Origin of the sequence: Actinosynnema sp. NPDC020468 (assembly GCF_040642015.1) — a bacterium.
Taxonomy (GTDB): domain Bacteria; phylum Actinomycetota; class Actinomycetes; order Mycobacteriales; family Pseudonocardiaceae; genus Actinosynnema.
In genome coordinates, this window is sequence record NZ_JBFAEO010000013.1 from 121425 (window position 1) to 145248 (window position 23824).

Below are 23824 nucleotides of genomic sequence, written 5' to 3' on the forward strand. Positions count from 1 at the left end.
GCCCAGCCGAGCCCAATTCCGCCGCCGCCCGTCCCTCTCCGCCAGCCATCCCTTCCGCCGCACAGACCCGGTGCGCATCAAGCCGCCCGCGCTCGCCCTGCCCGCCGCACAGACCTACCCGCACATCCCCCCCGCCCGTGTTTCGCCCTGCCGCGTTCCGCTCGGCCCGCGTTCCGCTCGGCCCAGCGAGAAGTCAGGTCGACGAATGCGGCTTCGCCCTGGCCGCGTTCCGCCCTGCCCGCGCCGGCGATCTTCGCGGTGGTCACGGCGCTCTCCACCCTCGCCCCGAAGGGCCAGGTCCGGAGGGCGGTCGGCGGGCGCGGTCCGCCCGGCGGCGACTCGTGGTTCCCGGTAACAATCGACCTACCGCCATAGGGGTGTTGCGGGCACCCACTACGGTGGTGGCCGTGGTGACGACTTACCTCGCGACGATTCCCAGCCCCAGCCAGGGTGTGTGGCAGCTCGGACCCATCCCCATCAGGGCCTACGCGCTGTTCATCATCGTCGGCATCATCGTGGCCATCTACTGGGGTGAGCGCCGGTGGGTGGCTCGCGGCGGGGTGAAGGGCGAGGTCACCGACATCGCCGTGTTCGCCGTGCCGTTCGGGCTGGTCGGCGGGCGGCTCTACCACGTCGCGACCGACTACCAGAAGTACTTCGGCGAGGGCAAGAACCCGTGGGCCGCGTTCGCGATCTGGAACGGCGGGCTCGGGATCTGGGGTGCCATCGCGCTCGGTGGGCTCGGGGCGTGGATCGCGTGCCGGCGGCGGGGGATCCCGCTGCCCGCGATGGCGGACGCGCTCGCGCCCGGCATCGTCACCGCGCAGGCGATCGGCCGGCTCGGCAACTACTTCAACCAGGAGCTGTACGGCGGTCCCACCACGCTGCCGTGGGGTCTGGAGATCTACGAGCGGGTCGTCCCGGAGACCGGGTTCAAGGACGACCTGAACGGCGTGGCGCTCGACCACACGCCGATCGAGATCGTGCACCCGACGTTCCTCTACGAACTGCTGTGGAACCTGGGCGTCGCGCTGCTGATCGTGCTGGCGGACCGCCGGTTCCGGCTCGGTCACGGCCGGGTGTTCGCGCTGTACGTGGCGGGCTACACGGCCGGCCGGTTCTGGATCGAGCTGATGCGGACCGACCCGGCGACCCAGGTGTTCGGGCTGCGGATCAACGTGATCACCTCGATCGTGGTGTTCCTCGGCGCGGTGATCGGGTTCCTGCTCGCCGGCCGCAAGGGCGGGCGCGAGGTCATCGTCCGGGGTGAGCCCGGGCCGGACGACGGCGGCTCGGCCGCGGATCCGGACGACGCGCCGACCAAGGCCGACGTCGCGGCCGACGGGGGTGGGTCCGACCACCCGGAGCCGGGCGGCGACGGGGTCAAGGCCGAGGCCACGGCCGGCGCGCCGGACGGCAAGCCGGGCGAGGGCAAGGACGAGTAGGCGCGGGCCATGCGCATCCTCGTCGTCGAGGACGACGACCGGGTGGCGCGCGGCCTGCTGACGGCCCTCAAGCACGCGGGCTACGAGGTGCACCGGGTCGGTACGGCCGCGGCGGCGTTGAGCGCGCCGGCCGCCGACGTGGTGCTGCTCGACCTCGGGCTGCCCGACGCCGACGGCCTGGAGGTGCTGCGCGAGCTGCGGCACCGCGAGGGCACGGCGATCATCACCGTGACCGCGCGGGGCGAGGAGCGCGAGCGCGTGCTGGGCCTGCGGGCGGGCGCGGACGACTACGTCGTGAAGCCGTTCGGCACGGCCGAACTGCTGGCCAGGATCGAAGCCGTGCTGCGCCGCACGCGTTCCGCGCGGGCACACGACGACACCGACCCGACCCTGACCCTGGGCACCCTGACGCTGACCCCGTCCACCCGACAGGCCCGCATCGCCACCGAGCCGATCGCCCTGACCCGCAAGGAGTTCGACCTCCTCGCCCTCCTGGTCCGCCGCGCGGGCACGGTCGTCAGCCGCGACCTCATCGTGGACCAGGTGTGGCAGGCCCACTGGGAAGCACCCTCGCGCACCCTCGACACCCACATCGCCGCCCTGCGCGGCAAGGTCGGCCACGCGGTCCGCATCGACACCGTCCGCGGCGTCGGCTACCGAGTCGACCGCCCGGACCCGCCTGACCTGCCCGGACTCCGCTGATCAGGCCGCAGTCCGTCGCTCACCCAATCGGGTGGCCGCCCGCCTGCTCGACCGCGCGATTGCCCGCCTGACCGACTGCCTGCCTGCCTGCCTGACCGACCGCATGCCCACCCCATCGGGTGACCCCGACCGAGTCGGAGTCACCCGGTCGGGGGTCACCAGGTGTGGGCGACGTCCACCACGACTCGGCCGGGCAGGGTGAACACCCGGAAGGGGAGGCGGGCCCGGGTGCCCAGGCCCACGGTCGTCTGGCCCTCGAACGAGCCCGCGAAGGCGACCTGGCGGAACGTCGAGTAGGTCGACACGTCCACCAGTTCGCGCCGGTTGGCGAACACGTAGGTCGGGTGCCCGGAGGCGTCGTAGGCGGGCGAGTACACGACCACCTGGAGCTTCGCCCCGCCGCGCAGCGGCACGACCTTGCCCGAGCCCTCCTCGTAGACCTCGTCCACGTACTGCACCGAGTAACCGTCGTCGGTGCCCCGGAAGTCGAACACCAGGCGGTCGTAGCAGTCCTGCCGGCCGCCGCGGATGTCGGTCAGCTCGCCCGCCGTCGTCGCCGGCGCGAACCGGGGCAGGGAGCCCCAGCCCGTTTCACAGGCCGCGGCCGAGGCGGTGAACGCCGTGGTCAGCGCCAGGCCGGTCACCGCCGCGACCACCAGCGCGAGTTTTCGTAGCATCTCGTCATTCCCCCTGGTCCTGGACCGCGAGTGGGTCCACCGACCAGGATGACGCAGGTCACACCCGCGAGGTTGCGTTTTGCTCAGACGGTTGCTCGTCCTGATCGTGCCGCTGCTGGTGGCACTGGTCGGCGCGCTCGGCGTGCCACTGGCGGTCGCCGTGGTGCAACGGGAAAGTCGGGAGACCTACCTCGACCGGCTCGGTGACGCCGGCCGGTTCGCCTCGCTCGCGGAGAACGCGCTGGCGTCGAACCGGCGGACCGCCCTGCGCGAGGAACTGGTCCGCTACGACCACCTGTACGGCATCGCGGCGGCGATCGTGGGCACCGACGGGTCGGTCATCGAGAGTTCCCGGCAGCCGTTCCCGCTGACCGGCGCGAAGGTTGAGGCCGGGCTGACCGCCGCGTTCGGCGGCTACCGGGGCGACACCGACCAGTCCGTGTGGCCGTGGCGGGACGAGGACGTCGTGGTGGTCGAACCGGTCGGCCGGGACAGCGAGGTGGTCGCCGCCGTCGTCACGATCTCGCCGACCGACGAGCTGAAGGCCGCGATCCTGCGCCAGTGGGCCCTGCTGGCCCTGATCGGCCTGGTGCCCACGCTCGGCGTGGTGGCGGTGGCGTGGCCGATGTCGCGGTGGGTGCTGCGCCCGGTCCGCCGGCTGGACGAGGCCGCCGCGGCCGTCGCGCAGGGCGAGTGGGACGTGCGCGCGGTCGAGGGCGGGCCACCCGAGCTGCGCCGGCTCACGGCGGGGTTCAACACCATGGTCGAGGTGGTCGGCCGGGCACTGCGCCGGCAGCGCGCGTTCGTCTCCGACGCCTCCCACCAGCTGCGCAACCCGCTGGCGGGCCTCCGGCTCGCGGTCGACAACCTGGCACCGCACGTCGTCGGCGAACCGGGTCGGGAGGCGCACCGGATCGCGGTGGACGAGGCCGAGGAGATGGGCCGGGTGCTCGACGCCCTGCTGGCCGCGACCCGGCTGGACAGCGCGTCGGCCGCCGAGCCGGTCGACCTGGACGCCCTGCTCGCCGCGCACGTGCCGGGCTGGCGGGCGCTGGCCGGCGACATCGCCCTGGAGGTGGACGTGCCGCCCGGCCTGCGCGCCCTGGAACCACCCGGCGGCCTGGGCAGCGTGCTGGACGAACTGGTCGCCAACGCGATCCGGCTCTCCGGCGCCACCCGCGTCACGGTCTCCGCGACGGCCACCCCGGACACCCTGGAACTGCGCGTCGCCGACGACGGCGAGGGCTTGACCGAGGACGAACGCGCCCGCGCCCTGTCCCGCTTCTGGCGCGCGCCGAAGCACCAGAACACCCCGGGCACCGGCCTGGGCCTCGCGATCTGCGCCGAACTGGTCGCGAGCGCCGGCGGCACCCTGAGCCTGAGCCCGACCGACCCGCACGGCCTGACCGCCGTCCTGCGCCTCGCGACCCCGTCACCACAGACCCAGCCGCACCCGATCCCGCCACACCCGATCCCACCGGACCGGTGACCCGCCGAACCCGGCTACCGGGCGGCGTCGGGCGCGGCCTCCCGCTCCGGCGGCACCGCGGACTCGCGCGGCGCGGGCAGGTCCACGTCGACCGAGCCGGGGTTGGCCAGGACGTGGGCCAGCCGGGTGCGGTCCAGCTGGTTCTGCCAGCGGGCGATCACCAGGGTGCCCACGCCGTTGCCGATCACGTTGGTGATGGCGCGCGCCTCGGACATGAAGCGGTCGATGCCGACGATCAGGGCGATGCCGACGGCCGGGATGGCGCTGTTCGCCTCGAACGCGGTCAGCGACGCGGCCAGCGTGACCAGACCCGCGCCCGTCACGCCCGCCGCGCCCTTCGACGCCAGGAGCATGAACAGCAGCAACCCGATCTGGGTGCCCAGCGACACGTCGTGACCGGTGGCCTGGGCGATGAAGATCGCGCCCATGGTCAGGTAGATGCACGTCCCGTCGAGGTTGAACGAGTACCCGGTCGGGATCGTCAACCCCACCACCGACCGGTCCGCGCCCGCCGCCTCCATCTTCGCGATCATCCGCGGCAGCACGGACTCCGACGACGACGTGCCCAGCACGATCAGCAGCTCGTCCTTGATGTAGCGCAGGAACCGCAGGATCGAGAACCCGGAGTACCACGCGACCGCGCCCAGCACGACGAACACGAACAGCAGGCACGTCGCGTAGAACGACCCCATGAGCCACGCCAGCTTGCCCAGCACCGTGCCGCCGAACTTGCCGATGGTGTAGGCGATCCCGCCGAACGCGCCGATCGGCGCCGCGTACATGACGATCCGGATGACCCCGAACATCACCTTGGACACGGTGTCCAGCGCCGCCACCACCGACGCGCCGCGCGCGCCCATCGAGCCGACCGCGATCGCCACCAGCACCGCGACCACCAGCACCTGGATCAGCTGCCCGTCGGTGAACGCCGACACGAAGGACTTGGGCACCAGGGAGAGGATGAACCCGGTCACCCCGGTCTCCGCGGTTTTGGCCTCCGTCAACGTCTTCTGCGCCACCGAGTCGTCCAGCGGGATCGGCGGGCCGTGGTGGCCGGGCGCCACGACGTTCACCACGACGAGCCCGATGACCAGCGCCACCGTGGTCATCGCGGTGAAGTACAGGATGGTCCGCAGCGCGAGCCCGCCCGCCTTCGCGAGGTTGCCGAGCCCGGCGATGCCGACGACCACCGTGCAGAAGATCGTCGGCGCGATGACCACCTTGACCAGGTTCACGAACAGGTCGGCGAGCCACTTCATCCCGGACGCCTGCGCCGGGAAGGCGTACCCGACGACCACACCCAGCACGATCGACACCAGAACCCAGAAGTACAGGTGCTTGTAGAGCGGTTTGCGGCGTTGTTCGACCACGTCGTCCTCCCGGCACTCGCGTTGGCCAGTGATCCTCGGGACGCCCGCGCGCCCCGACAAGGCGCGGCGCGGAAACTTCAGGTCCCTCTGACGTAACACGGCGTTCACCCGCCTGGGCGGGCTAGTCTCCCGGACTGTGCCGACCCGACGCGCGTTCCTGCTGGCCGCCCTCGCGGCCGGTGCGTGCACGCCCGGCGACCCGGCGCCGCCCGTCGAGCTGGTGCTCGCCACCGGTCTGGACGGCGCGGTGTTCAAGGAGCTCGGCGCGGCGCTCGCGGCGGCGTTGGGCGACGCGCTGCCGGGCACCGCGGTCCGGGCCAGGCCGACCGCGGCGTCGGTGGCGAACGGCCGGCTGCTCCAGAGCGGCGAGGTCCACCTGGGACTGTCCTCTTTGGATCCACTGGACGGGCTGCTGCTCAGCGCCGAGGACCCGGGCGGGGTGAGCGCGGTCGGCCGGCTCTACGACAGCTTCTTCCAGCTCGTGGTGCCCGCCGACTCGCCGATCCGGACCGTCGCGGACCTGACCGGCCGCCGGGTGTCCCTCGGGCCGGTCGAGTCGGGCACCGAGTTCACCGCGACCCGCCTGCTCACCCTGCTCGGCGTCACCCCCGACAGTCGCCGGATGGCGCACGCCGAGGCCGCGCGGCAGCTCGTGTCCGGCGACCTCGACGCGTTCCTGGTGTTCACCGGCATCCCCACGCCCGCCGTCACCGACATCGCGGGCCGGGTGCCGCTGCGCCTGGTCGACCTGCCGGCCGAGGCCGTGCTGCTGGCCGACGCCTACCCGGGCCCGTACGTGCCGGTCACGGTGCCGGCGACCACGTACCGCGACCTCGGGCCGTGCCGGACGTTCGCGGTGCCGAACCTGCTGCTGGCGCGCACCGCGCTGGACGCGTCGGTGGTCGAGGTGGTGACGCGGACGGTGTTCACGGAGTCCGGGAGGATCGCCGCGGGCCACCCCGAGGCGGCCCGGATCAACGTGCGCACCGGCATCGCCACCGGTCAGGTGCCCCTGCACCGCGGCGCCGAGCGCTGGTTCCGGTCGGTGAAGCGCTGAGCGGCTGTCGGAAAGCTCTCACCAGCGCGCCGACCAGCGGCTAGGCCGTTATGCTTAACAAGGCGTAACAACGTCGGTGACCCCTGTCGTTCGGGCGGCCTGAATCGTTACGCGTCCACGGCCGGGATCACCCGTTGGATGGTGTGCCCCGGTTTCGCGGCTGTTAAAGTCGCGTCAACACGCGGGCCACCGTCGTCCCGTGCCCAGAAGCCGGATTCCAGGAACTGGACACGAGACTCGTTCTCCTCGAAGGACGACGAAGGAGGTCTGCGCAGTGATCTTCTCCGCCATCCCGTCCCCGCAGGGGCTCTACGACCCGACCGCGGAACGCGACGCGTGCGGTGTGGCCATGGTGGCCGACGTCAAGGGCCGGCGGTCCCACTCGATCGTGGTGGACGCGCTGACCGCGCTCGCCAACCTCGAACACCGCGGCGCGGCCGGCGCCGAACCGACCAGCGGCGACGGCGCGGGCATCCTGCTCCAGCTGCCCGACGCGTTCCTGCGCGAGGTCGTGCCGTTCGAGCTGCCCGGAGCGGGCGGTTACGCGGCGGGCATCGCGTTCCTGCCCGCGGACGAGGCCGAGCGGGACAAAGCCGTCGCGCTCGTGGAGCGCATCGCGGACGAGGAGGGCCTGACGGTCCTCGGGTGGCGCGCGGTGCCGGTCGACCCGGAGCACGCCGACGTCGGTCCCACGGCCCGGTCGGTGATGCCGCACTTCGCGATGCTGTTCGTGACCGACCCGGGCGGCGCGACCGGCGTCGAGCTGGACCGGCTGACGTTCGGGCTGCGCAAGCGCGCCGAGCACGAGACGGTGACCGCGGGCGTCGGCGCGTACTTCCCGAGCCTGAGCGCGCGCACCGTGGTCTACAAGGGAATGCTGACCACCGGCCAGCTGCCCGCGTTCTTCACCGACCTGCGCGACGAGCGGCTGGCCAGCGCGATCGCGCTGGTGCACTCGCGCTTCTCCACCAACACCTTCCCGTCGTGGCCGCTCGCGCACCCGTTCCGGTTCGTCGCGCACAACGGCGAGATCAACACGGTGCGTGGCAACCGGAACCGGATGCGCGCCCGCGAGGCGCTGCTCGCCAGTGACCTGATCCCGGGTGACCTGACCAGGTTGTTCCCGATCTGCCACCCCGAGGGCTCGGACTCGGCGAGCTTCGACGAGGTGCTGGAACTGCTGCACCTGGGCGGCCGGAGCCTGCCGCACGCGGTGATGATGATGATCCCGGAGGCTTGGGAGAACCACGTCTCGATGGACCCCGGCCGGCGCGCGTTCTACGAGTTCCACGCGAGCCTCATGGAGCCGTGGGACGGCCCGGCGTGCGTCACGTTCACCGACGGCTCGCTGGTCGGCGCGGTGCTGGACCGCAACGGGCTGCGGCCCGCGCGCTGGTGGCGCACCGACGACGACCGCGTCGTGCTGGCCTCGGAGACCGGCGTGCTCGACCTGCCCGCCGAGCGCGTGGTGGCCAAGGGCCGGTTGCAGCCCGGGAAGATGTTCCTGATCGACACGGTCGAGGGTCGGCTGGTCGAGGACGACGAGGTGAAGGCCGCGCTCGCCGACGACCACCCGTACGACGAGTGGCTGCACGCGGGCCTGCTCGACCTGCGGGACCTGGCCGACCGCGAGCACGTGGTGCAGAGCCACGCGAGCGTCGTGCGCCGGCAGCTGACCTTCGGCTACACCGAGGAGGAGCTGCGGATCCTGCTGTCGCCGATGGCGACGTTCGGCGCGGAGCCGCTGGGCTCGATGGGCACCGACACCCCGGTCGCCGCGCTGTCGCAGCGGTCCCGGCTGCTCTACGACTACTTCGTGCAGTCGTTCGCGCAGGTGACGAACCCGCCGCTGGACGCGATCCGCGAGGAGATCGTCACCTCGGTGAGCCGGGTCATGGGCCCGGAGCAGAACCTGCTGGAGCCCAACCCGGCGAGCTGCCGGCACATCAAGCTCGGCTACCCGGTGATCGACAACGACGAGCTGGCCAAGCTCATCCACATCAACGACGACGGCGACCTGCCCGGGTTCTCCTGCACCGTCCTCAGTGGACTGTACGAGGTGGACGGTGGCGGGGACGCGCTGGCGGCGGCCGTCGAGCGGGTGCGCCGGGAGGCGTCCGAGGCGATCGCGGCCGGCGCGCGGATCCTGGTGCTGTCCGACCGCGACTCGGACCACCGGATGGCCCCGATCCCGTCGTTGCTGATGGTCGGCGCGGTGCACCACCACCTGGTGCGCACCAAGGAACGGCTGCGCGTCGCGCTGGTGGTGGAAACCGGCGACGCCCGCGAGGTGCACCACATCGCGGCGCTGCTGGGCTACGGCGCGGCGGCGGTGAACCCGTACCTGGCGTTCGAGACGATCGAGGACCTGATCAGCCAGGGCGCGATCACCGGCATCGAGCCGCGCAAGGCGATCCGCAACTACGTGACGGCCCTGGTCAAGGGCACGTTGAAGATCATGTCGAAGATGGGCATCTCGACCGTCGGCGCGTACACGGCGGCGCAGGTGTTCGAGGCCGTCGGGTTGTCGAAGGCGTTGCTGGACGAGTACTTCACCGGCACCGTGTCCAAGCTCGGCGGCGCGGGGCTCGAGGTGCTGGCCGAGGAGGTCGCGCTGCGGCACCGGCGCGCGCATCCGGAGAACCCGACCGACCGCGTGCACCGGCGGCTGGAGGTCGGCGGCGAGTACTCCTACCGGCGCGAGGGCGAACTGCACCTGTTCTCGCCGGAAACCGTGTTCCTGCTCCAGCACGCGACGAAGACCGGCCGCGAGGACGTGTACCGCAAGTACACCGAAGAGGTGGAGAGCCTCGCCCGGCAGGGCGGGACGCTGCGCGGGCTGTTCACGCTGCGCACCGCGGACCGGGCGCCGGTGCCGATCGACGAGGTCGAACCCGTGGCGTCGATCGTCAAGCGGTTCAACACGGGCGCGATGTCCTACGGCTCGATCTCGGCCGAGGCGCACGAAACCCTGGCCATCGCGATGAACCGGCTCGGCGGCCGGTCCAACAGCGGCGAGGGCGGCGAGGACCCGGAGCGGCTCTACGACCCGGAGCGGCGCAGCGCGGTCAAGCAGGTCGCGTCCGGCCGGTTCGGCGTGACGAGCGAGTACCTGGTCAACGCCAGCGACATCCAGATCAAGATGGCGCAGGGCGCGAAACCCGGTGAGGGCGGGCAGTTGCCCGGCTACAAGGTGTACCCGTGGATCGCGCGCACCCGGCACTCGACGCCCGGCGTCGGGCTCATCTCGCCGCCGCCGCACCACGACATCTACTCGATCGAGGACCTGGCGCAGCTGATCCACGACCTGAAGAACGCCAACGAGCAGGCCCGCGTGCACGTGAAGCTGGTCAGCGAGGTCGGCGTCGGCACGGTCGCGGCGGGTGTGGCCAAGGCGCACGCGGATGTCGTGCTGGTGTCCGGGCACGACGGAGGCACCGGCGCGTCGCCGCTCAACTCGCTCAAGCACGCCGGCACGCCGTGGGAGATCGGGCTCGCCGAGACGCAGCAGACGTTGCTGCTCAACGGTTTGCGCGATCGGATCACGGTACAGGTCGACGGCGCGCTGCGGACCGGGCGGGACGTCGTGGTCGCCGCGCTGCTGGGCGCCGAGGAGTTCGGCTTCGCCACCGCGCCGCTGATCGTGGCCGGTTGCGTGATGATGCGGGTGTGCCACCTGGACACCTGCCCGGTGGGCGTGGCGACGCAGAACCCCGAGCTGCGCAAGCGGTACACCGGACAGGCCGACCACGTGGTGAACTTCTTCCACTTCGTCGCGCAGGAGGTCCGGGAACACCTGGCGGCACTGGGTTTCCGCACGATCGACGAGGCCGTCGGGCACGCCGAGCTGCTGGAGACCAACCGCGCCATCGAGCACTGGAAGGCCGCCGGGCTCGACCTCTCGCCGGTGTTCGAGGTGCCGGAAACCCCGTACCGGACGGCGAAGAGGCGGGTACGCGACCAGGACCACGGTTTGGCGCGGGCACTGGACCGCACGCTCATCCAGCTCGCCGAGGCCGCGTTGGAGGACGCGCACCCGGTGCGGCTGGAACTGCCGCTGCGCAACGTGAACCGGACCGTCGGCACGCTGCTCGGCGCGGAGGTGACGCGGCGGTTCGGCGGTGACGGACTGCCCGACGACACGATCCACGTGACGTTCACCGGGTCGGCCGGCCAGTCGCTCGGCGCGTTCCTGCCGCGCGGCATCACGCTGGACATGGTCGGCGACGCCAACGACTACGTGGGCAAGGGCTTGTCCGGCGGGCGGATCGTGGTGCGACCGCACCCCGACGCGCCGTTCGCCGCCGAGCGGCAGGTCATCGCGGGCAACGTGATCGGCTACGGCGCCACCGGCGGTGAGATCTTCCTGCGCGGACGGGTCGGCGAGCGCTTCTGCGTGCGCAACTCGGGCGCGCTGGCGGTGTCGGAGGGCGTGGGTGACCACGCCTTCGAGTACATGACGGGCGGGCGCGCGGTCGTGCTCGGCCCGACCGGCCGCAACCTCGCGGCCGGCATGTCGGGCGGCATCGCGTACGTGCTGGACCTCGACCCCGCCTCGGTGAACCGGGCGCAGGTCGAGTTGCAGCGCCCCGGTGCCGAGGACCTCCGCTGGCTGCGCGAGGTCGTCGAGCACCACCACCGGCACACCGGATCGGCCGTGGCGGCGTCGCTGCTCGGCGACTGGCCGCGCCGGTCCGCGTCGTTCACCAAGGTCATGCCCGGTGACTACCAGCGCGTGCTCGAGGCGATGAGGCTCGCACGCGCGGAAGGCAGGGACGTCGACCAGGCGATCATGGAGGCCTCCCGTGGCTGACCCGTCGGGTTTTCTCAAGCACTCGCGTGCGGACGGCAGGAAGCGTCCGGCGACCGAGCGGTTGGCGGACTGGGACGAGGTGTACGCCGACCTCCCCGCCGAGGAGCGGTCGAACCAGGTCCGCGAGCAGGCGACCCGGTGCATGGACTGCGGCATCCCGTTCTGCCACTCGGGTTCCGCCGGGTGCCCGCTCGGCAACCTGATCCCGGAGTGGAACGACCTGGTGCGCCGGGGCGACTGGGAGCAGGCGTCGGACCGCCTGCACGCCACCAACAACTTCCCCGAGTTCACCGGCCGGCTGTGCCCCGCGCCCTGCGAGGCGGCCTGCGTGCTGGCGATCTCGCCGCTGAGCGGTGGCGCGGTGGCGATCAAGCGGGTCGAGCAGGCGATCGCCGACACGTCGTGGGAACAGGGCTACGTGCGGCCGACCCAGGCCCAGGTGTCGTCGGGTCGGCGGGTGGCCGTGGTCGGGTCCGGTCCGGCCGGGTTGGCGGCGGCGCAGCAGTTGACGCGGGCCGGGCACGCGGTGACGGTGTTCGAGCGGGACGACCGGCTCGGCGGGTTGCTGCGGTACGGGATCCCCGAGTTCAAGATGGAGAAGAAGGTCCTCGACCGGCGGCTCGCGCAGCTGCGCAAGGAGGGCACGCGGTTCGTGACCGGGTGCGAGGTCGGGGTCGACCTGACGGTCGAGGAGCTGCGGTCGTCGTTCGACGCGGTGGTGCTGGCGGTCGGGGCGTTGCGCGGTCGTGACGACACCACGACGCCGGGGCGGTCGCTGGACGGGATCCACCTGGCGATGGAGCACCTCGTGCCGGCGAACCGGGCGTGCGAGGGCGACGGCGCTCCCGCGGTGGACGCGGCGGGCAAGCACGTGGTGATCATCGGCGGCGGTGACACGGGCGCCGACTGCTTCGGCACGGCGTCCCGCCAGGGCGCGGCCTCGGTGCTGCAACTGGACCAGTACCCGCAGCCGCCGTCGGCGCGGGACGACTCGCGGTCGCCCTGGCCGGTGTGGCCGTGGATCCTGCGCACCTACCCCGCGCACGAGGAGGCGGGGGAGCGGAAGTTCGCGGTGGCGGTGGAGAAGTTCGTCGGCGACTCGGCCGGGCACGTGCGGCACATCCAGCTGCGCAAGGTGCGGGTGGAGCGGGACGCCTCGGGCCGGCGGGCGGTGGTGCCGACCTCGGAGGAGGTCGAGGTGCTGCCGGCGGACCTGGTGCTGCTGGCGATCGGCTTCGAGGGCGTGGAGCGGATGCGCCTGCTGGACGACCTGGGCATCGAGTTGACGGCGCGCGGGACCATCGGCTGCGGTTCGGACTGGCAAACCCGCTCGCCCGGCGTCTTCGTGTGCGGTGACGCCCACCGGGGCGCCTCGCTGGTGGTGTGGGCCATCGCCGAGGGCCGTTCGGTCGCGAACGCGGTCGACCGCTACCTGACCGGCAGCTCCGACCTCCCGTCCCCGGTGATCCCGAACCAGCTCCCGCTGGCCGTGGTCTGACCACTCGATCCACCCGACAGCCGCCCCGCGGGCGCTCCGCGAGGGCGGCTGCGGTGTTCCCTTGCTCCCTCGTCCGGTTGTTCGATCGTCGTGTTGTCCAACAATCCCTCGACCCGACACCCGTGGCGGCGGGGGTCAGCGGGAGCAGAGAGGCGCGGCGTCCTTGTCCCGGCAGGGGATGTACTGGAAGACGCGCATCGAGTTGGCGGCCTCCTCGCTGGTCAGGTAGGCGATGAAGGCGGACGCGGGCGAGTTCGGCGGTGGGGTGCCCTTCGTGTAGACCTGTTCCACCGCCCAGAACTTGTAGCCCGAGGTGATCCGGCGCAGGGGGATCTCCTCGGTGGGGGTGGGGCCGGCGTTGTCGACCGGGATCGCCTGGACCCGGTCCTCCTCCTTCGCCGCCGAGATGTCGGTGTAGCCGATGGCGTTCGGGTCGGCGGCCACCGCGGCGATCACCGCCGCGGTCGAGGCCAGTTCGCAGACCACCGGGCCGTCGGTGGAGTGGTCGTCGCGGGTTCGGCAGTCGGTGGAGGTCCTGGTGGTCTGCTTGACCAGCAGGCGGCTCTCCAACGCCTTCCTGGTGCCGGAGCCCGGCGCCCTGGTGACCACGTGGATCTGGCTGTCTCCGCCCGCGTGGAGCTGTTGCCAGTTGGTCATGTCGCCCTCGAAGATCTGCCGGACCTCGCCGGTCCTCAAGGTCCCCACCGGTCCGTCCTTGTTCACCACGATCGCGAACGGGATCACGGCCAGGGCGGTCGGGTGGAGGTTCGGGTCGGTGGTCAGGCGGCCGTCGGAGACGACCAGCAGGGAGCCCGAGGTGTCGGCCTTCAGGTGCTCCAGGCCGGTGACGCTCCCCTGTCCGGTCAAGGTGATCGACGCGCGGGGGCAGTACGCCTCGTAGGCGCCGGCCAGGCGGGTGGCCACCGGGCGGAACGCGGTCGAGCCGTCCAGGGTCAGCGGGCCGTTCGCGCACTCCAACTCCGCCGGGCGCGTCGAGGCCAGCAGGAGGGACGCGCCGAGCACGCCCGCCAGCAGGATCGCCGTGCCCGACCACGCCAGGGTCGCCGGTCGCAGCCGGCGGTCGGTCTCGCCGGTCACGATGCGGCCGTCGCGCAGCCGACCCTCCGACCGCGCCGGCCCGGTTCCCTTGCCCGACAGGTAGAGGACGAGCTTGAACGCCGCGTTCCGGCGCAGTCGCACCCGGGGCAGCGTCACGCGTTCCCGGTCGAGCGCGTACCCGGGCTGCTTCGGCACCAGCGAGGCCAGTTCCTGCGGCTCGGAGTCGGTCACCTCGATGTGCAGGATCCGCCGACCGGGGAACACCAGCGACAACGGGTTCACGTAGTCGTCCGGCTCGATCTCCTGCCCGCCGGTGTTCTTCACCCGCACGACGACCAGGCTCGGATCCACCACCGCCTGCCCGCCGGTGTGCAGCAGCACGGGCGTCCCGGCCCGGGCCGACCCCGTCTCGACCGCGCTGTCCAACCGCACCCGGAACGACAGCACCCGCTCGCCACTGGCCCGGACCCGGGTGACGACCGCGATCACCAACGCCGCCACCGCCCCGCCACCCATCGCCAACTGCCCGTAGCCGTCGACCACGGACTCCGCGATCCACTCCCGGAACCACAGCACGGCCACGACCAGCAGCACCGCGGCGGCCACCACGAGCACACCGGCCAGCGGTGTCCACAGTGGACGGCGGGGTGGCGCCGCCGCGTCCACGAACGACGGTGGCGGGTGGTCCTCCACCAGACCGCCGAACCGGGCCCGCTCCTCGGCGAGGTGGACCTGCTGCTCCAGCCAGCGGGCATCGGCGTTCGGGTACACCTTGCGCAGCAACGCCCGACTGACGTCGGTGAGGTCGCGCGGCCGCTCAGCCATCGGGGACACACCTCGGGCAGACGTCCGGGAGTCCGTCCAGCAGGTACGCGGCGGTGGTGACGGCGGTGCGGATCACGCCGTCCGGGCCCTGGCGGCGGTCGAAGGCGTTGGTCTCCAGGTACTCCTCGACCATCTGCTCCCAGTGGTTCTGGGCGGCGGGCCAGTTCATGCCGTGCCAGTCGGCGAACTTGAACGCGAAGTACGGCGGCACCTCGTGGCCGTGGCGGTGGTATTGCAGGGACTCCAGCAGCGGGATGCCCCTGGTCGCCAGCCGACCCGCCTTGCCCTCGCGCCGGGCCCGCCGGTTCGTCGTGGCCTCGACCACCACGTAACCGGCGACGGCGCCGGCGAAGCCCGTCACGATCAGCCAGCCGGACACCGACAGCAGGAGGGCGGGCAGTTCCTTCCACCAGCGGTCCGCCCGGTCCACCGCGAACGGGCTGCTGATCTGCGACACGACGTCGTACGCCGTCGCGAAGCCGGTCAGCAGGCCGTTCACCACGAACAGCAGCACCATGCCCGCGATCAGCTTCCAGCCCTGCGTCACCAGCCAGTACGGAATCCCGTCCAGCCGGTTGCGCCCGCGCCACCAGCGGCGCGCTCGTCTTCGCGTGGATTCGCCCCACACCGGTCTCGCGCCCGGGTTCGCACCCGGACCCGACCCGGAAGGGGTCCCGACCCCCGTCACGCCGGCACCGTAACGGCGCCGCCGAGTGCCCGACAAGCGCGCCGAACGCCGGGCACTCGAACGGATCAGCCGCTCGACCCGGGTGGACCCCTCCGCCCTGGTCCGCCGAACCCGAGCGAGCCGCCCGGCCGGGGGTCAGCGGAACCGGACCGTCCTGAGCCACAGGTCGAGGAGGTCGCCGTCGCCGTGGACCTCGACCCGGGAGCCGTCGGGTGCGGACCGGCCGTAGAGGGCCATCACCAGGTCCTCGACGGGACCGCGGACGGCGACGGCGGCCTTCTCGTGGCCCCGACGGGTGTGGACGCGGTCGCCCCGGGTGAGGTCCACGGTCCACTCGGCGTCCGGCCCGTCGACGTCGGTGGCGTGGAAGTGCAGCGTGCGACCGGGTGCCAGCAGGGCCTTCTTGGCCGGGTCGGTGGTCATGTGCACGGGCAGCGCGATCAGGTCCATCCACTCGGCGAGCGTGTCGACCAGCACCTCCCGCTCCGCCTCGAACTCCGCGCCGACGGCGAGGGTGGCGTCCGCGCGGTGCACCACGGTCTCGTGGCAGAACCGGCGCGCCCAGAAGGGGGTGCCGCCGCTGCCGTCCACGATCCACACCCGCGCGTCGGGACCGGCTGCCAGCAGCGTGTCGCGGAACGACCAGGCGCCCTCGCGCAACCGTTCGGCGTAGTCCGGGCCCACGGACGCGCCCTCGCGCAGGTCGCTGTCGGGCAGCGGCGCGGAGGCGCGGGACCGGACGATCCGCGCGGCCCAGCGGTGCCCCGCGCCGATGTGGTGCAACAACCGACCGAGTGTCCACTCCGGACAGGAGGGCACCGGGAGGTCGAGGTCGGCTCCGTCCACAGTGGACAGCAGGAGCTCGGTCTGGGTGACGATCTCGGCGACGTGGCGTTCGAACACGAGTTCGGTCATGGCGTCGACCCTAGCGAATCTCGCGCACCGACCGGATGTGGCTGACGAGGAACTCCCGGCGGTCGCCGCGCGGCTCCAGGTTGGCCAGCAGGTTCCCGGCCGCGTGCTCCACGGGGGTGACGACGTGCTTGCTGCTGGTCCGCGGCCCGTTGGCGACGTCGATCTCCACCGTCGTCCTGGTCACCAGCGCCTCGGCCAGCAGCACGACCTCGGCGTCGCGCAGCACCAGGGACTGGTCGCGCAGCAACCGCACCGCGCTCATCCGCCGCGACTCGGCCACCGGCGGCACGAACCGGGGCCGCGGCCGCTCGCGCTCGACCAGCGACACCGCCAGCCGGTTGAGCTCCTGGTCGGTCAGCGGCAGCCGCCAGCCGCGCCACGGCGCGCTCCGGCGCACGGGCGGCTCGAGCCGGCGGCGGGTGACCCGGTCGAGCAGCGGCACGCCGTCGGCGGTGGCCGCGGTCGGCGCGTACCCCGCGTCGCGCAGCAGCGCCAACGTCTCCGCCGCCGGTTTCGCCGACGCCAGCACGGTCGGCGCGAGCGTCCGCAGGCCGAGCGCGGCGAGGCTCGGCCGGGTGGCGATCTCGGCGAGCAGCGCGGGGTCCTCGGCGCGCACGCAGCAGGCGACCGCGGTGACGGTGACCTGCCCGTGCCGCTTGGCCACGTCCCGCACCAGCTGCTCGACCGCCCGCGGCACGCCGTGCTCGGCCACCGCGGCCAACTCGACGAGCAGCGCGTCCGGACCGCGCCCGGTGTCCAGCGCCCGGCGCACGCTCTGCGGGGTGAACTGCCAACCGCCCTCGGCGCCGTCCGCGCACAGGTCCAGCACGGCGCTCAGCTCGCGGGTGGGCAGTCCGCGCACGGTGGCGGTGAGGTCGGGGCGCAGGTGCGCGGTCGTCGCGGCCCGCGGCACGAACCGCGCGGCCACCTCGGCCTCCTCGCCCGCCAGCACGGCCGCGCCCAACGACGTCAGCGCGCCCAGCGCGACCAGGCCCAGCGCCTCCGCCTCCTCGACCACGGCCTCCGTCGACAGCGCGCAGTGCGCCGCCGGCCGCGTCCAGACCAGCTCGTTGACCACCTCGTCGCGGTGCTCGAACGCCTCGCCGGGCGCCAACTCGGCGTACCGCTCGAGCACGTCGCGGCGGCAGCGCTCGCCGACCTCCTCCACCCGCCCGGTGACCCGGGTGATCCGGGGCCAGGCGCGCACCAGCGCGGCCAGTCGCACGGCGGGCTGGGCGGCGCGCCACGCGTCCGAGGCGGTGGTGGGCAGCACCCGGCGCTCGTGCTCCTCCACGGCGAGCAGCCCGGTCTGGTAGGCCAGCCGCAGGTACAGGCAGGCGCGGATCTCGTCCACCCGCAGCGCCTTCGCGACCCGCTTGAGGCCGCGGGTGCCGGCGCCGACCTCGTGCGCGTCGCAGAAGTCGACCAACCGGGTGACGCCGTCGACCACCGCGGTGGCCGGTCGCACGGCGGCGTGCTCCACGAGGTCCGGTTCGACCGGGACCCGGCGGGGCGCGCGCGGCGCGGGCGTGACGCGGCGCGGGTCGCCGGTCGGCCGTTGTCCCGGCACGGTTTTGAGCGCGTCGCCCGCCGACCACACCAGCGCGCGCTCGCGCAGCACGGCCAACGCCCGCTTCAGATCGCCGCGCGAGGCCTTTCCCGTGCAGCGCAAGCGTTCCGCCAGCGTGTCGGGTGTCGCGTCGTCGCCGAGGTGGATCACCGCGTCGAGCACGTCGCGGCAACCCCTGTCCAGTTCTTCGCAAGCCAGCTTGAGGGACGCGGACGTGGCCAGCTCGTCGGCCAGGCCCCGCAACGACCTCGGGTGCGAGTCCGCGGCGTCCCGGCGCCGGGTGAGGACGTCGCGCACCTGCGAGGCGTCGAGTTCGCCCAGCCACGTCGCCAACGCCGATTTCCTCGCCACTCACCCGATTATCCACAACCTGGCGAATGACTTGCGTGAGGCCGAACGTAAGCTGTCCGCCGTGGAATTCACCGGCTTCGGCGAGTACGCCATCGACTTCTTCGACGGCCTGGCGGTGGACAACTCGAAGGCCTACTGGGACGACCAGAAGCACGTGTACCTGTCGGACGTGCGCGCGCCGATGGAAGCGCTGCTCGGCGCGCTGGAGGCGGAGTTCGGCAAGGGAAAGGTCTTCCGGCCCTACCGCGATGTGCGGTTCAGCAAGGACAAGACCCCCTATAAGGACCATTGCGGCGGCGTGGTCGAACTCGGCCGCGGCGGTGGCGCGCACTACGTGCAGATCGGCTCCGAGGGCCTGTTCGTCGGCGGCGGGTCGTTCGCGATGGCGCCGGACCAGCTCGCCCGGTACCGCGAGTCGGTCGCGGACCCGGTGCGCGGCGAGGCGCTGGCCGGGTTGCTCGGGAAGTTGGGCGAGCAGGGCTGGGAGGTGCGCGGCGACCGGCTCAAGCGCGCACCCAAGGGGTACGCGCCCGACCACGAGCGCATCGAGCTGCTCAAGCACCGGCGGTTGTTCGTGGTCAAGGTGTGGCCGCCGGACGACGTGCTGCACGAACCCGCCTGCCTGGACCGGGTGCGCGCGGCGTGGAGCCAGGTGACGCCGTTCGTGGACTGGTGCGCCGACCACATCGGACTCAGCGAGACCGGATTCCGCCGCTGATCGCCCGGAACACCACGAGTCCGACGACGACGCCGACCACGTCGGTCAGCCCGTCCAGGACGTCGCCGCTGCGCCCGAGTGCGGTCAGCAGCGCTTGCAGCACTTCGGACACCGCGGCGTAGCCGACCAGGGCCGCGGCCAGCCGCCACCGGTCGAACCCGGCGTACAGCCCGGTGGCCGCGAGCAGGGCGAACAGGGTCAGGTGCACGACCTTGTCGGTGCCCGGCCACGAGCTCGGCACACCTGACTGAGGCATGAACAGCACGATGACGCTCAGCAACCCGGCGGCCACGAACGGGAGGATTTTCACGCTCACGACCTCGATTCTCCCTGGTTCGGGGAGATTACTTCCGGGTACATCCTGATCGGTCCAGTGAGACGTACTACGCTCTCGTCACGTGAGTCGACGCGCGAAGATCGTCTGTACGATGGGCCCCGCCACCGCGACCGAGGACAAGGTCCGCGAGCTGGTGGCAGCGGGTATGGACGTGGCCCGGATGAACTTCAGCCACGGCAGCCATGCCGACCACAAGCAGGTCTACGACCTCGTCCGCGCGGCGGCCGACGCGTCGGGCCGGGCGGTGGGCATCCTCGCCGACCTCCAGGGCCCCAAGATCCGGCTCGGCCGGTTCGCGCACGGTCCCGTCGAGTGGCGCACCGGCGACACCGTCCGGGTGACCGTCGAAGACGTGGAGGGCACCCACGACCGCGTGTCCACGACGTACAAGCAGCTCGCCCACGACGCCAAGGCGGGCGACCGCCTGCTGGTGGACGACGGCAAGGTCGGCCTGATCGTCACCGAGGTCGACGGCCCGGACGTGGTCTGCGAGGTCACCGAGGGTGGCCCCGTGTCGAACAACAAGGGCCTCTCCCTGCCGGGCATGGACGTCTCCGTGCCGGCGCTGTCCGAGAAGGACATCGAGGACCTGGAGTTCGCGCTCAACCTGGGCGTGGACTTCATCGCCCTGTCGTTCGTGCGCTCGCCCGCCGACATCGACCTGGTGCACCAGGTGATGGACCGGGTCGGCCACGGCCGCAAGCCGGTCATCGCCAAGATCGAGAAGCCCGAGGCGGTGGACAACCTCGAGGCCATCGTGCTGGCGTTCGACGGCGTGATGGTCGCGCGCGGCGACCTCGGCGTCGAGCTGCCGCTCGAGCACGTCCCGCTGGTGCAGAAGCGCGCGGTGCAGATCGCCCGCGAGAACGCCAAGCCGGTCATCGTGGCGACCCAGATGCTCGACTCGATGATCACCAACTCGCGTCCGACCCGCGCGGAGACCTCCGACGTGGCGAACGCGGTGCTGGACGGCGCGGACGCGCTGATGCTGTCGGGCGAGACGTCCGTCGGCCGGTACGCGATCGAGTCGGTCAAGGTGATGGGCCGGATCATCCAGGCCGTCGAGACCGAGTCCGTGGTGGCGCCGCCGCTGACGCACGTGCCGCGCACCAAGCGCGGCGTGATCTCGTACGCGGCGCGGGACATCGGCGAGCGGCTCAACGCCAAGGCGCTGGTCGCGTTCACCCAGTCCGGTGACACGGTGCGCCGGTTGGCCCGGCTGCACACGCACCTGCCGCTGCTGGCGTTCACGCCCGAGCCGTCGGTGCGCAGTCAGCTTGCTCTCACGTGGGGCACCGAGACGTTCCTCGTGCCTAAGGTGGACTCGACGGACGAGATGGTCCGCCAGGTGGACCTGTCGATGCTGTCGATCGGCCGGTACCAGCCGGGTGACCTGATGGTCGTCGTGGCAGGCTCTCCGCCTGGCACCATCGGTTCGACCAACCTCATCCGGGTGCACCGGCTCGGAGAGGAAGACCACGCGTAGGAGCTGACGTGACAGAGGCTGCCCGTGCCGCCGCGGCCGAGAGCTTCTCGGACGTCCCCTTGGACACCGACGGCGTACCGCACGGGCAGCCCGTGCTCGACCGGCTCGTAGGACTGCTCGACCTCGAGCGCATCGAGGAGAACATCTTCCGCGGCGTGTCACCGGCCGAGTCGCCGGTGCGGGTGTTCGGCGGCCAGGTCGCCGGGCAGGCGCTGGTGGCCGCCGGGCGGACCGTTCCGCCGGAGCGGCACGTGCACTCGCTGCACTCGTACTTCATCCGCGGCGGTGATCCGTCGGTCCCGATCGTGTACGAAGTCGACCGGATTCGCGACGGGCGGTCGTTCACCACCCGACGGGTGGTCGCGATCCAGCACGGCAAGGCGATCTTCGCGCTGTCCGCGTCGTTCCAGCTGGACGAGCCCGGGATGGACCACGCCGAGCCGATGCCGGACGTGCCGGCGCCCACGTCGCTGCCCACCTACGCCGAGTCCGCCGCCGGGTACCTGGAGAAGGTCGGCATGGCGCGGCTGCCGCGGCCCATCGACATCCGGTACGTGACCGAGCCGCCGTGGCGGGCGCGCGAGGACGGCCCGGGCGAGGCGCGCAGCCAGGTGTGGATGCGGGCCGACGGGAAGCTGCCGGACGACGACCTGCTGCACGTGTGCGTGCTGGCGTACGCGTCCGACCTGACGCTGCTGGACTCCGTGTTGGTGCGCCACGGCGTGTACTGGGGCACGGACAAGGTGCTCGGCGCGTCGCTGGACCACGCGATGTGGTTCCACCGGCGGTTCCGGGCCGACGAGTGGTTCCTCTACGACTGCGCCTCGCCCTCCGCGTCGGGTGCCCGTGGCCTGGCCACGGGCCGCTTCTTCGCGTCCGACGGGTCGCTGGTGGCGACGGTGGTGCAGGAAGGGCTCCTGCGGGTGCTGCGCTAGGCCTCCAACCGGTTCCACAGGGCGTCGACGTGGCGCGCCTCGGTGGTTTCCGAGCCGATCGCGACCCGGATCGCGAAGTGGCCGTTGACGACCGTGTGGGTCACGTAGGCCTCGCCGCTCGCGTTGATCCGGAGCAGCGCGTCGCGGGTGGCCTGGTCGCCGTCGCGGTGCCGGATCGTGAGCAGGGCCAGTGACCTCGGCGCGGCCGTCAGCCAGTCCCGGCTGTGCTCGACCTTCGCCTCCAGCGCCTCGGCCAGGGCGATGTGGCCGCGCAGGTGCTGACGCAGGCCCTCCAGGCCGTACCAGCGGACCACCGCCCACAGCTTGAGCGCGCGGAAGCGGCGGCCCAGCGGCACCTGCCAGTCCCGGAAGTCGACCACCGCGCCGGACTCGGTGGCGTCGTTGCGCAGGTACTCGGGCAGGATCGTCAGCGCCTGGACCAGGGTGTCCGGGTGGGCGGTCCAGTACAGGGACAGGTCGAAGGCGGTCAGCAGCCACTTGTGGGCGTTGGCGCCGAAGGAGTCCGCGCGCTCGACGCCCGCGAACAGGTGGCGGTGCTCGGGGAGCAGGGCCGCGGGTCCGGCCCAGGCGGCGTCGACGTGCAGCCAGAGGTCCTCGGCCGCGCACAGGTCGGCGATGGCCTCGACCGGGTCGACCGCGCCGGTGCTCGTGGTGCCGATGGAGGCGCACACCAGGATCGGGCGCAGGCCGTCCGCCCGGTCCCGCGCGACCTGGGCCGCGAGCGCGTCGGCGTTCATCGCGAGGGTGTCCGGGTCGACCTCGATCGAGCGCAGGTTGTCCTCGCCCAGGCCGACGATCCGGGTCGCCTTGGCCAGCGACGAGTGGGTCTGACCGGAGACGTAGACGACCTCGTCGCCCCGCACGCCCTTGTTGCGCCAGTCGTCGCCGTGGCGGTGCAGGGCGGTGAGGACGGCGACGAGGGCGGCCGAGGAGGCGGTGTCCTGGATGACGCCCTCGAAGTGGTCGGGCAGGGCCATCGCCTTGGCCAACTCGGCCATCAGGTGCTGCTCGAGTTCGGTCGCGGCGGGCGAGGTGGCCCAGAGCATGCCCTGGACGCCCAGGCCCGTCGAGAGCAGGTCGCCGAGGACCGACGGCAGGGACGCGTTCGACGGGAAGTAGGCGAAGAACGACGGGTGCTGCCAGTGCGTCGTGCCGGGGAGGACGACGGTGTCCAGGTCGTGCAGCAGGCCGTCGAAGCCGTGCTCCGGCTGTTCGGGCAGCGGCGCGAGGTGGTCGCGGACCCAGCCGGGCGCGACCGGGGAGAGCACCGGGAAGGTCTCGATGCGCTCGCGGTAGTCGGCGATCCAGTCGATCACCTCGTGGCCGACTCGGCGGAACTCGTCAGGCTTCATGGCTGCACGGTAGGCCGTCGTCGGCGGTGCGTCGGGCGGCGGTCCTGGGGCGGGGTCAGCGCGCGCGTCTCCACCCGTTCGAGGACGACCGAGCTGGTCAGGTTCCGGACCTCGGTGCGGGAGGCGATCTTGTCCACCAGGAACGCCTGGAGGTGGGTGCTGTCCTCGACGGCGATGTGCACGAGGAAGTCCGCCTGGCCGCTGACGTGGAAGATGCTGCGGGTTTCGGGTTGGGCCATGACGAACGCGCGGAACGAGGCGACCACCGGGCGGGTGTGCGGGCGGACGTTCACCGCGACGACGGCCTCGAGCGGCAGACCCGCGGTCCTCGGGTCGACCACGGCGTGGAACCCCGTGATCACCCTCAGGTCGCGGAGGCGCTTGACGCGTTGCAGGCAGGTGCTCGGGGCGATGTCGAGCTTGTCCGCGAGGGCCTTGTTCTGGAGGGTGGCGTCGTTCTGCAACTCCTCCAGGATGCGCCAGTCGATCGAATCCAGTTCGGCTGTTCGCTGCATA

Annotated in this window: 18 protein-coding genes; 9 read left to right on the forward strand and 9 right to left on the reverse strand. The window is 72.2% G+C overall.

The features are described from left to right. Nucleotides 1–410: 410 nt before the first annotated feature. Both lgt and AB0G50_RS12480 read left to right on the forward strand, forming a co-directional pair. Complete coding sequence (gene lgt / locus AB0G50_RS12475) at nucleotides 411–1445, forward strand: prolipoprotein diacylglyceryl transferase (protein ID WP_360106066.1); 1035 nt, start codon at nucleotides 411–413, stop codon at nucleotides 1443–1445. Between the two features lie 9 nt (nucleotides 1446–1454). Further along, nucleotides 1455–2147 carry a response regulator transcription factor gene (locus tag AB0G50_RS12480; RefSeq protein WP_360106069.1) on the forward strand — a complete coding sequence of 231 codons (693 nt, stop codon included), beginning with the start codon at nucleotides 1455–1457 and terminating at the stop codon, nucleotides 2145–2147. Nucleotides 2148–2302: 155 nt separating this feature from the next. Here AB0G50_RS12480 and AB0G50_RS12485 read toward each other — a convergent pair whose 3' ends face one another. Then, nucleotides 2303–2824: a hypothetical protein gene (locus AB0G50_RS12485; protein WP_360106072.1), complete on the reverse strand. Its 522-nt coding sequence runs from the start codon at nucleotides 2822–2824 to the stop codon at nucleotides 2303–2305. Nucleotides 2825–2903: 79 nt separating this feature from the next. On the opposite strand from AB0G50_RS12485, the gene AB0G50_RS12490 reads away from it, so the two are divergent. Beyond that, entirely contained in the window at nucleotides 2904–4313 is a 1410-nt protein-coding gene (locus AB0G50_RS12490; RefSeq protein ID WP_360106075.1) for a HAMP domain-containing sensor histidine kinase, read from the forward strand. Between the two features lie 14 nt (nucleotides 4314–4327). Here the strand turns inward: AB0G50_RS12490 and dctA are convergent, their stop codons facing one another. Next, a complete protein-coding gene (dctA, locus tag AB0G50_RS12495) occupies nucleotides 4328–5683 on the reverse strand; it encodes a C4-dicarboxylate transporter DctA (RefSeq protein ID WP_360106078.1) in 1356 nt (451 codons plus the stop codon). Between the two features lie 136 nt (nucleotides 5684–5819). On the opposite strand from dctA, the gene AB0G50_RS12500 reads away from it, so the two are divergent. The 3 genes from AB0G50_RS12500 to AB0G50_RS12510 all read left to right on the forward strand — a co-directional run bounded on the left by AB0G50_RS12500 (nucleotide 5820) and on the right by AB0G50_RS12510 (nucleotide 13051). Next, nucleotides 5820–6740, forward strand: a complete 921-nt coding sequence (locus AB0G50_RS12500; RefSeq protein ID WP_360106081.1) for a TAXI family TRAP transporter solute-binding subunit — start codon at nucleotides 5820–5822, stop codon at nucleotides 6738–6740. Between the two features lie 274 nt (nucleotides 6741–7014). Further along, entirely contained in the window at nucleotides 7015–11553 is a 4539-nt protein-coding gene (gene gltB, locus AB0G50_RS12505) for a glutamate synthase large subunit (RefSeq protein ID WP_360106084.1), read from the forward strand. Beyond that, a complete protein-coding gene (locus AB0G50_RS12510) occupies nucleotides 11546–13051 on the forward strand; it encodes a glutamate synthase subunit beta (RefSeq protein ID WP_360106087.1) in 1506 nt (501 codons plus the stop codon). Before gltB ends, AB0G50_RS12510 begins: the two co-directional genes overlap by 8 nt. Nucleotides 13052–13186: 135 nt before the next feature. Here the strand turns inward: AB0G50_RS12510 and AB0G50_RS12515 are convergent, their stop codons facing one another. From AB0G50_RS12515 to AB0G50_RS12530, 4 genes are all read right to left on the reverse strand, one after another. Next, on the reverse strand, nucleotides 13187–14935 hold the full coding sequence (locus tag AB0G50_RS12515; RefSeq protein ID WP_360106089.1) for a substrate-binding domain-containing protein: 1749 nt from the start codon (nucleotides 14933–14935) through the stop codon (nucleotides 13187–13189). Next, complete coding sequence (locus AB0G50_RS12520) at nucleotides 14928–15623, reverse strand: DUF6313 family protein (protein ID WP_360106092.1); 696 nt, start codon at nucleotides 15621–15623, stop codon at nucleotides 14928–14930. The genes AB0G50_RS12515 and AB0G50_RS12520 overlap by 8 nt, the downstream gene beginning before the upstream one ends. A gap of 135 nt (nucleotides 15624–15758) precedes the next feature. Continuing rightward, a complete protein-coding gene (locus AB0G50_RS12525) occupies nucleotides 15759–16538 on the reverse strand; it encodes a maleylpyruvate isomerase family mycothiol-dependent enzyme (protein WP_360106095.1) in 780 nt (259 codons plus the stop codon). A gap of 10 nt (nucleotides 16539–16548) precedes the next feature. After that, the gene (locus AB0G50_RS12530; RefSeq protein WP_360106098.1) at nucleotides 16549–18459 is read right to left on the reverse strand and encodes a helicase-associated domain-containing protein; all 1911 of its coding nucleotides are present in this window, start codon (nucleotides 18457–18459) and stop codon (nucleotides 16549–16551) included. A gap of 61 nt (nucleotides 18460–18520) precedes the next feature. On the opposite strand from AB0G50_RS12530, the gene AB0G50_RS12535 reads away from it, so the two are divergent. Beyond that, a complete protein-coding gene (locus AB0G50_RS12535; protein ID WP_360106101.1) occupies nucleotides 18521–19177 on the forward strand; it encodes a DUF2461 domain-containing protein in 657 nt (218 codons plus the stop codon). On the opposite strand, the gene AB0G50_RS12540 is transcribed toward AB0G50_RS12535, so the two are convergent. Beyond that, the gene (locus AB0G50_RS12540) at nucleotides 19152–19493 is read right to left on the reverse strand and encodes a VanZ family protein (RefSeq protein ID WP_360106104.1); all 342 of its coding nucleotides are present in this window, start codon (nucleotides 19491–19493) and stop codon (nucleotides 19152–19154) included. The genes AB0G50_RS12535 and AB0G50_RS12540 overlap by 26 nt on opposite strands. Nucleotides 19494–19575: 82 nt before the next feature. Between AB0G50_RS12540 and pyk the strand changes: the two genes are divergently transcribed. Together pyk and tesB are read left to right on the forward strand one after the other, a co-directional pair. Next, a complete protein-coding gene (gene pyk / locus AB0G50_RS12545) occupies nucleotides 19576–21000 on the forward strand; it encodes a pyruvate kinase (protein ID WP_360106107.1) in 1425 nt (474 codons plus the stop codon). 8 nt (nucleotides 21001–21008) lie between these two features. Further along, nucleotides 21009–21935 carry an acyl-CoA thioesterase II gene (gene tesB, locus AB0G50_RS12550; RefSeq protein WP_360106110.1) on the forward strand — a complete coding sequence of 309 codons (927 nt, stop codon included), beginning with the start codon at nucleotides 21009–21011 and terminating at the stop codon, nucleotides 21933–21935. Here the strand turns inward: tesB and AB0G50_RS12555 are convergent. Next, complete coding sequence (locus tag AB0G50_RS12555; RefSeq protein ID WP_360106113.1) at nucleotides 21932–23308, reverse strand: pyridoxal-dependent decarboxylase; 1377 nt, start codon at nucleotides 23306–23308, stop codon at nucleotides 21932–21934. The two genes, tesB and AB0G50_RS12555, sit on opposite strands and share 4 nt — an antisense overlap. After that, nucleotides 23305–23823, reverse strand: a complete 519-nt coding sequence (locus tag AB0G50_RS12560) for an Lrp/AsnC family transcriptional regulator (RefSeq protein WP_360106116.1) — start codon at nucleotides 23821–23823, stop codon at nucleotides 23305–23307. The genes AB0G50_RS12555 and AB0G50_RS12560 overlap by 4 nt, the downstream gene beginning before the upstream one ends. Nucleotide 23824 lies beyond the last annotated feature (1 nt).

Excerpts from the sequence above, each read along its gene's own strand:
- AB0G50_RS12525 (WP_360106095.1), bottom strand. The coding sequence starts at position 16,538 with ATGACCGAACTCGTGTTCGAACGCCACGTCGCCGAGATCGTCACCCAG.
- AB0G50_RS12560 (WP_360106116.1), bottom strand. The coding sequence starts at position 23,823 with ATGCAGCGAACAGCCGAACTGGATTCGATCGACTGGCGCATCCTGGAG.
- AB0G50_RS12515 (WP_360106089.1), bottom strand. The coding sequence starts at position 14,935 with ATGGCTGAGCGGCCGCGCGACCTCACCGACGTCAGTCGGGCGTTGCTG.
- AB0G50_RS12555 (WP_360106113.1), bottom strand. The coding sequence starts at position 23,308 with ATGAAGCCTGACGAGTTCCGCCGAGTCGGCCACGAGGTGATCGACTGG.
- AB0G50_RS12485 (WP_360106072.1), bottom strand. The coding sequence starts at position 2,824 with ATGCTACGAAAACTCGCGCTGGTGGTCGCGGCGGTGACCGGCCTGGCG.
- AB0G50_RS12480 (WP_360106069.1), top strand. The coding sequence starts at position 1,455 with ATGCGCATCCTCGTCGTCGAGGACGACGACCGGGTGGCGCGCGGCCTG.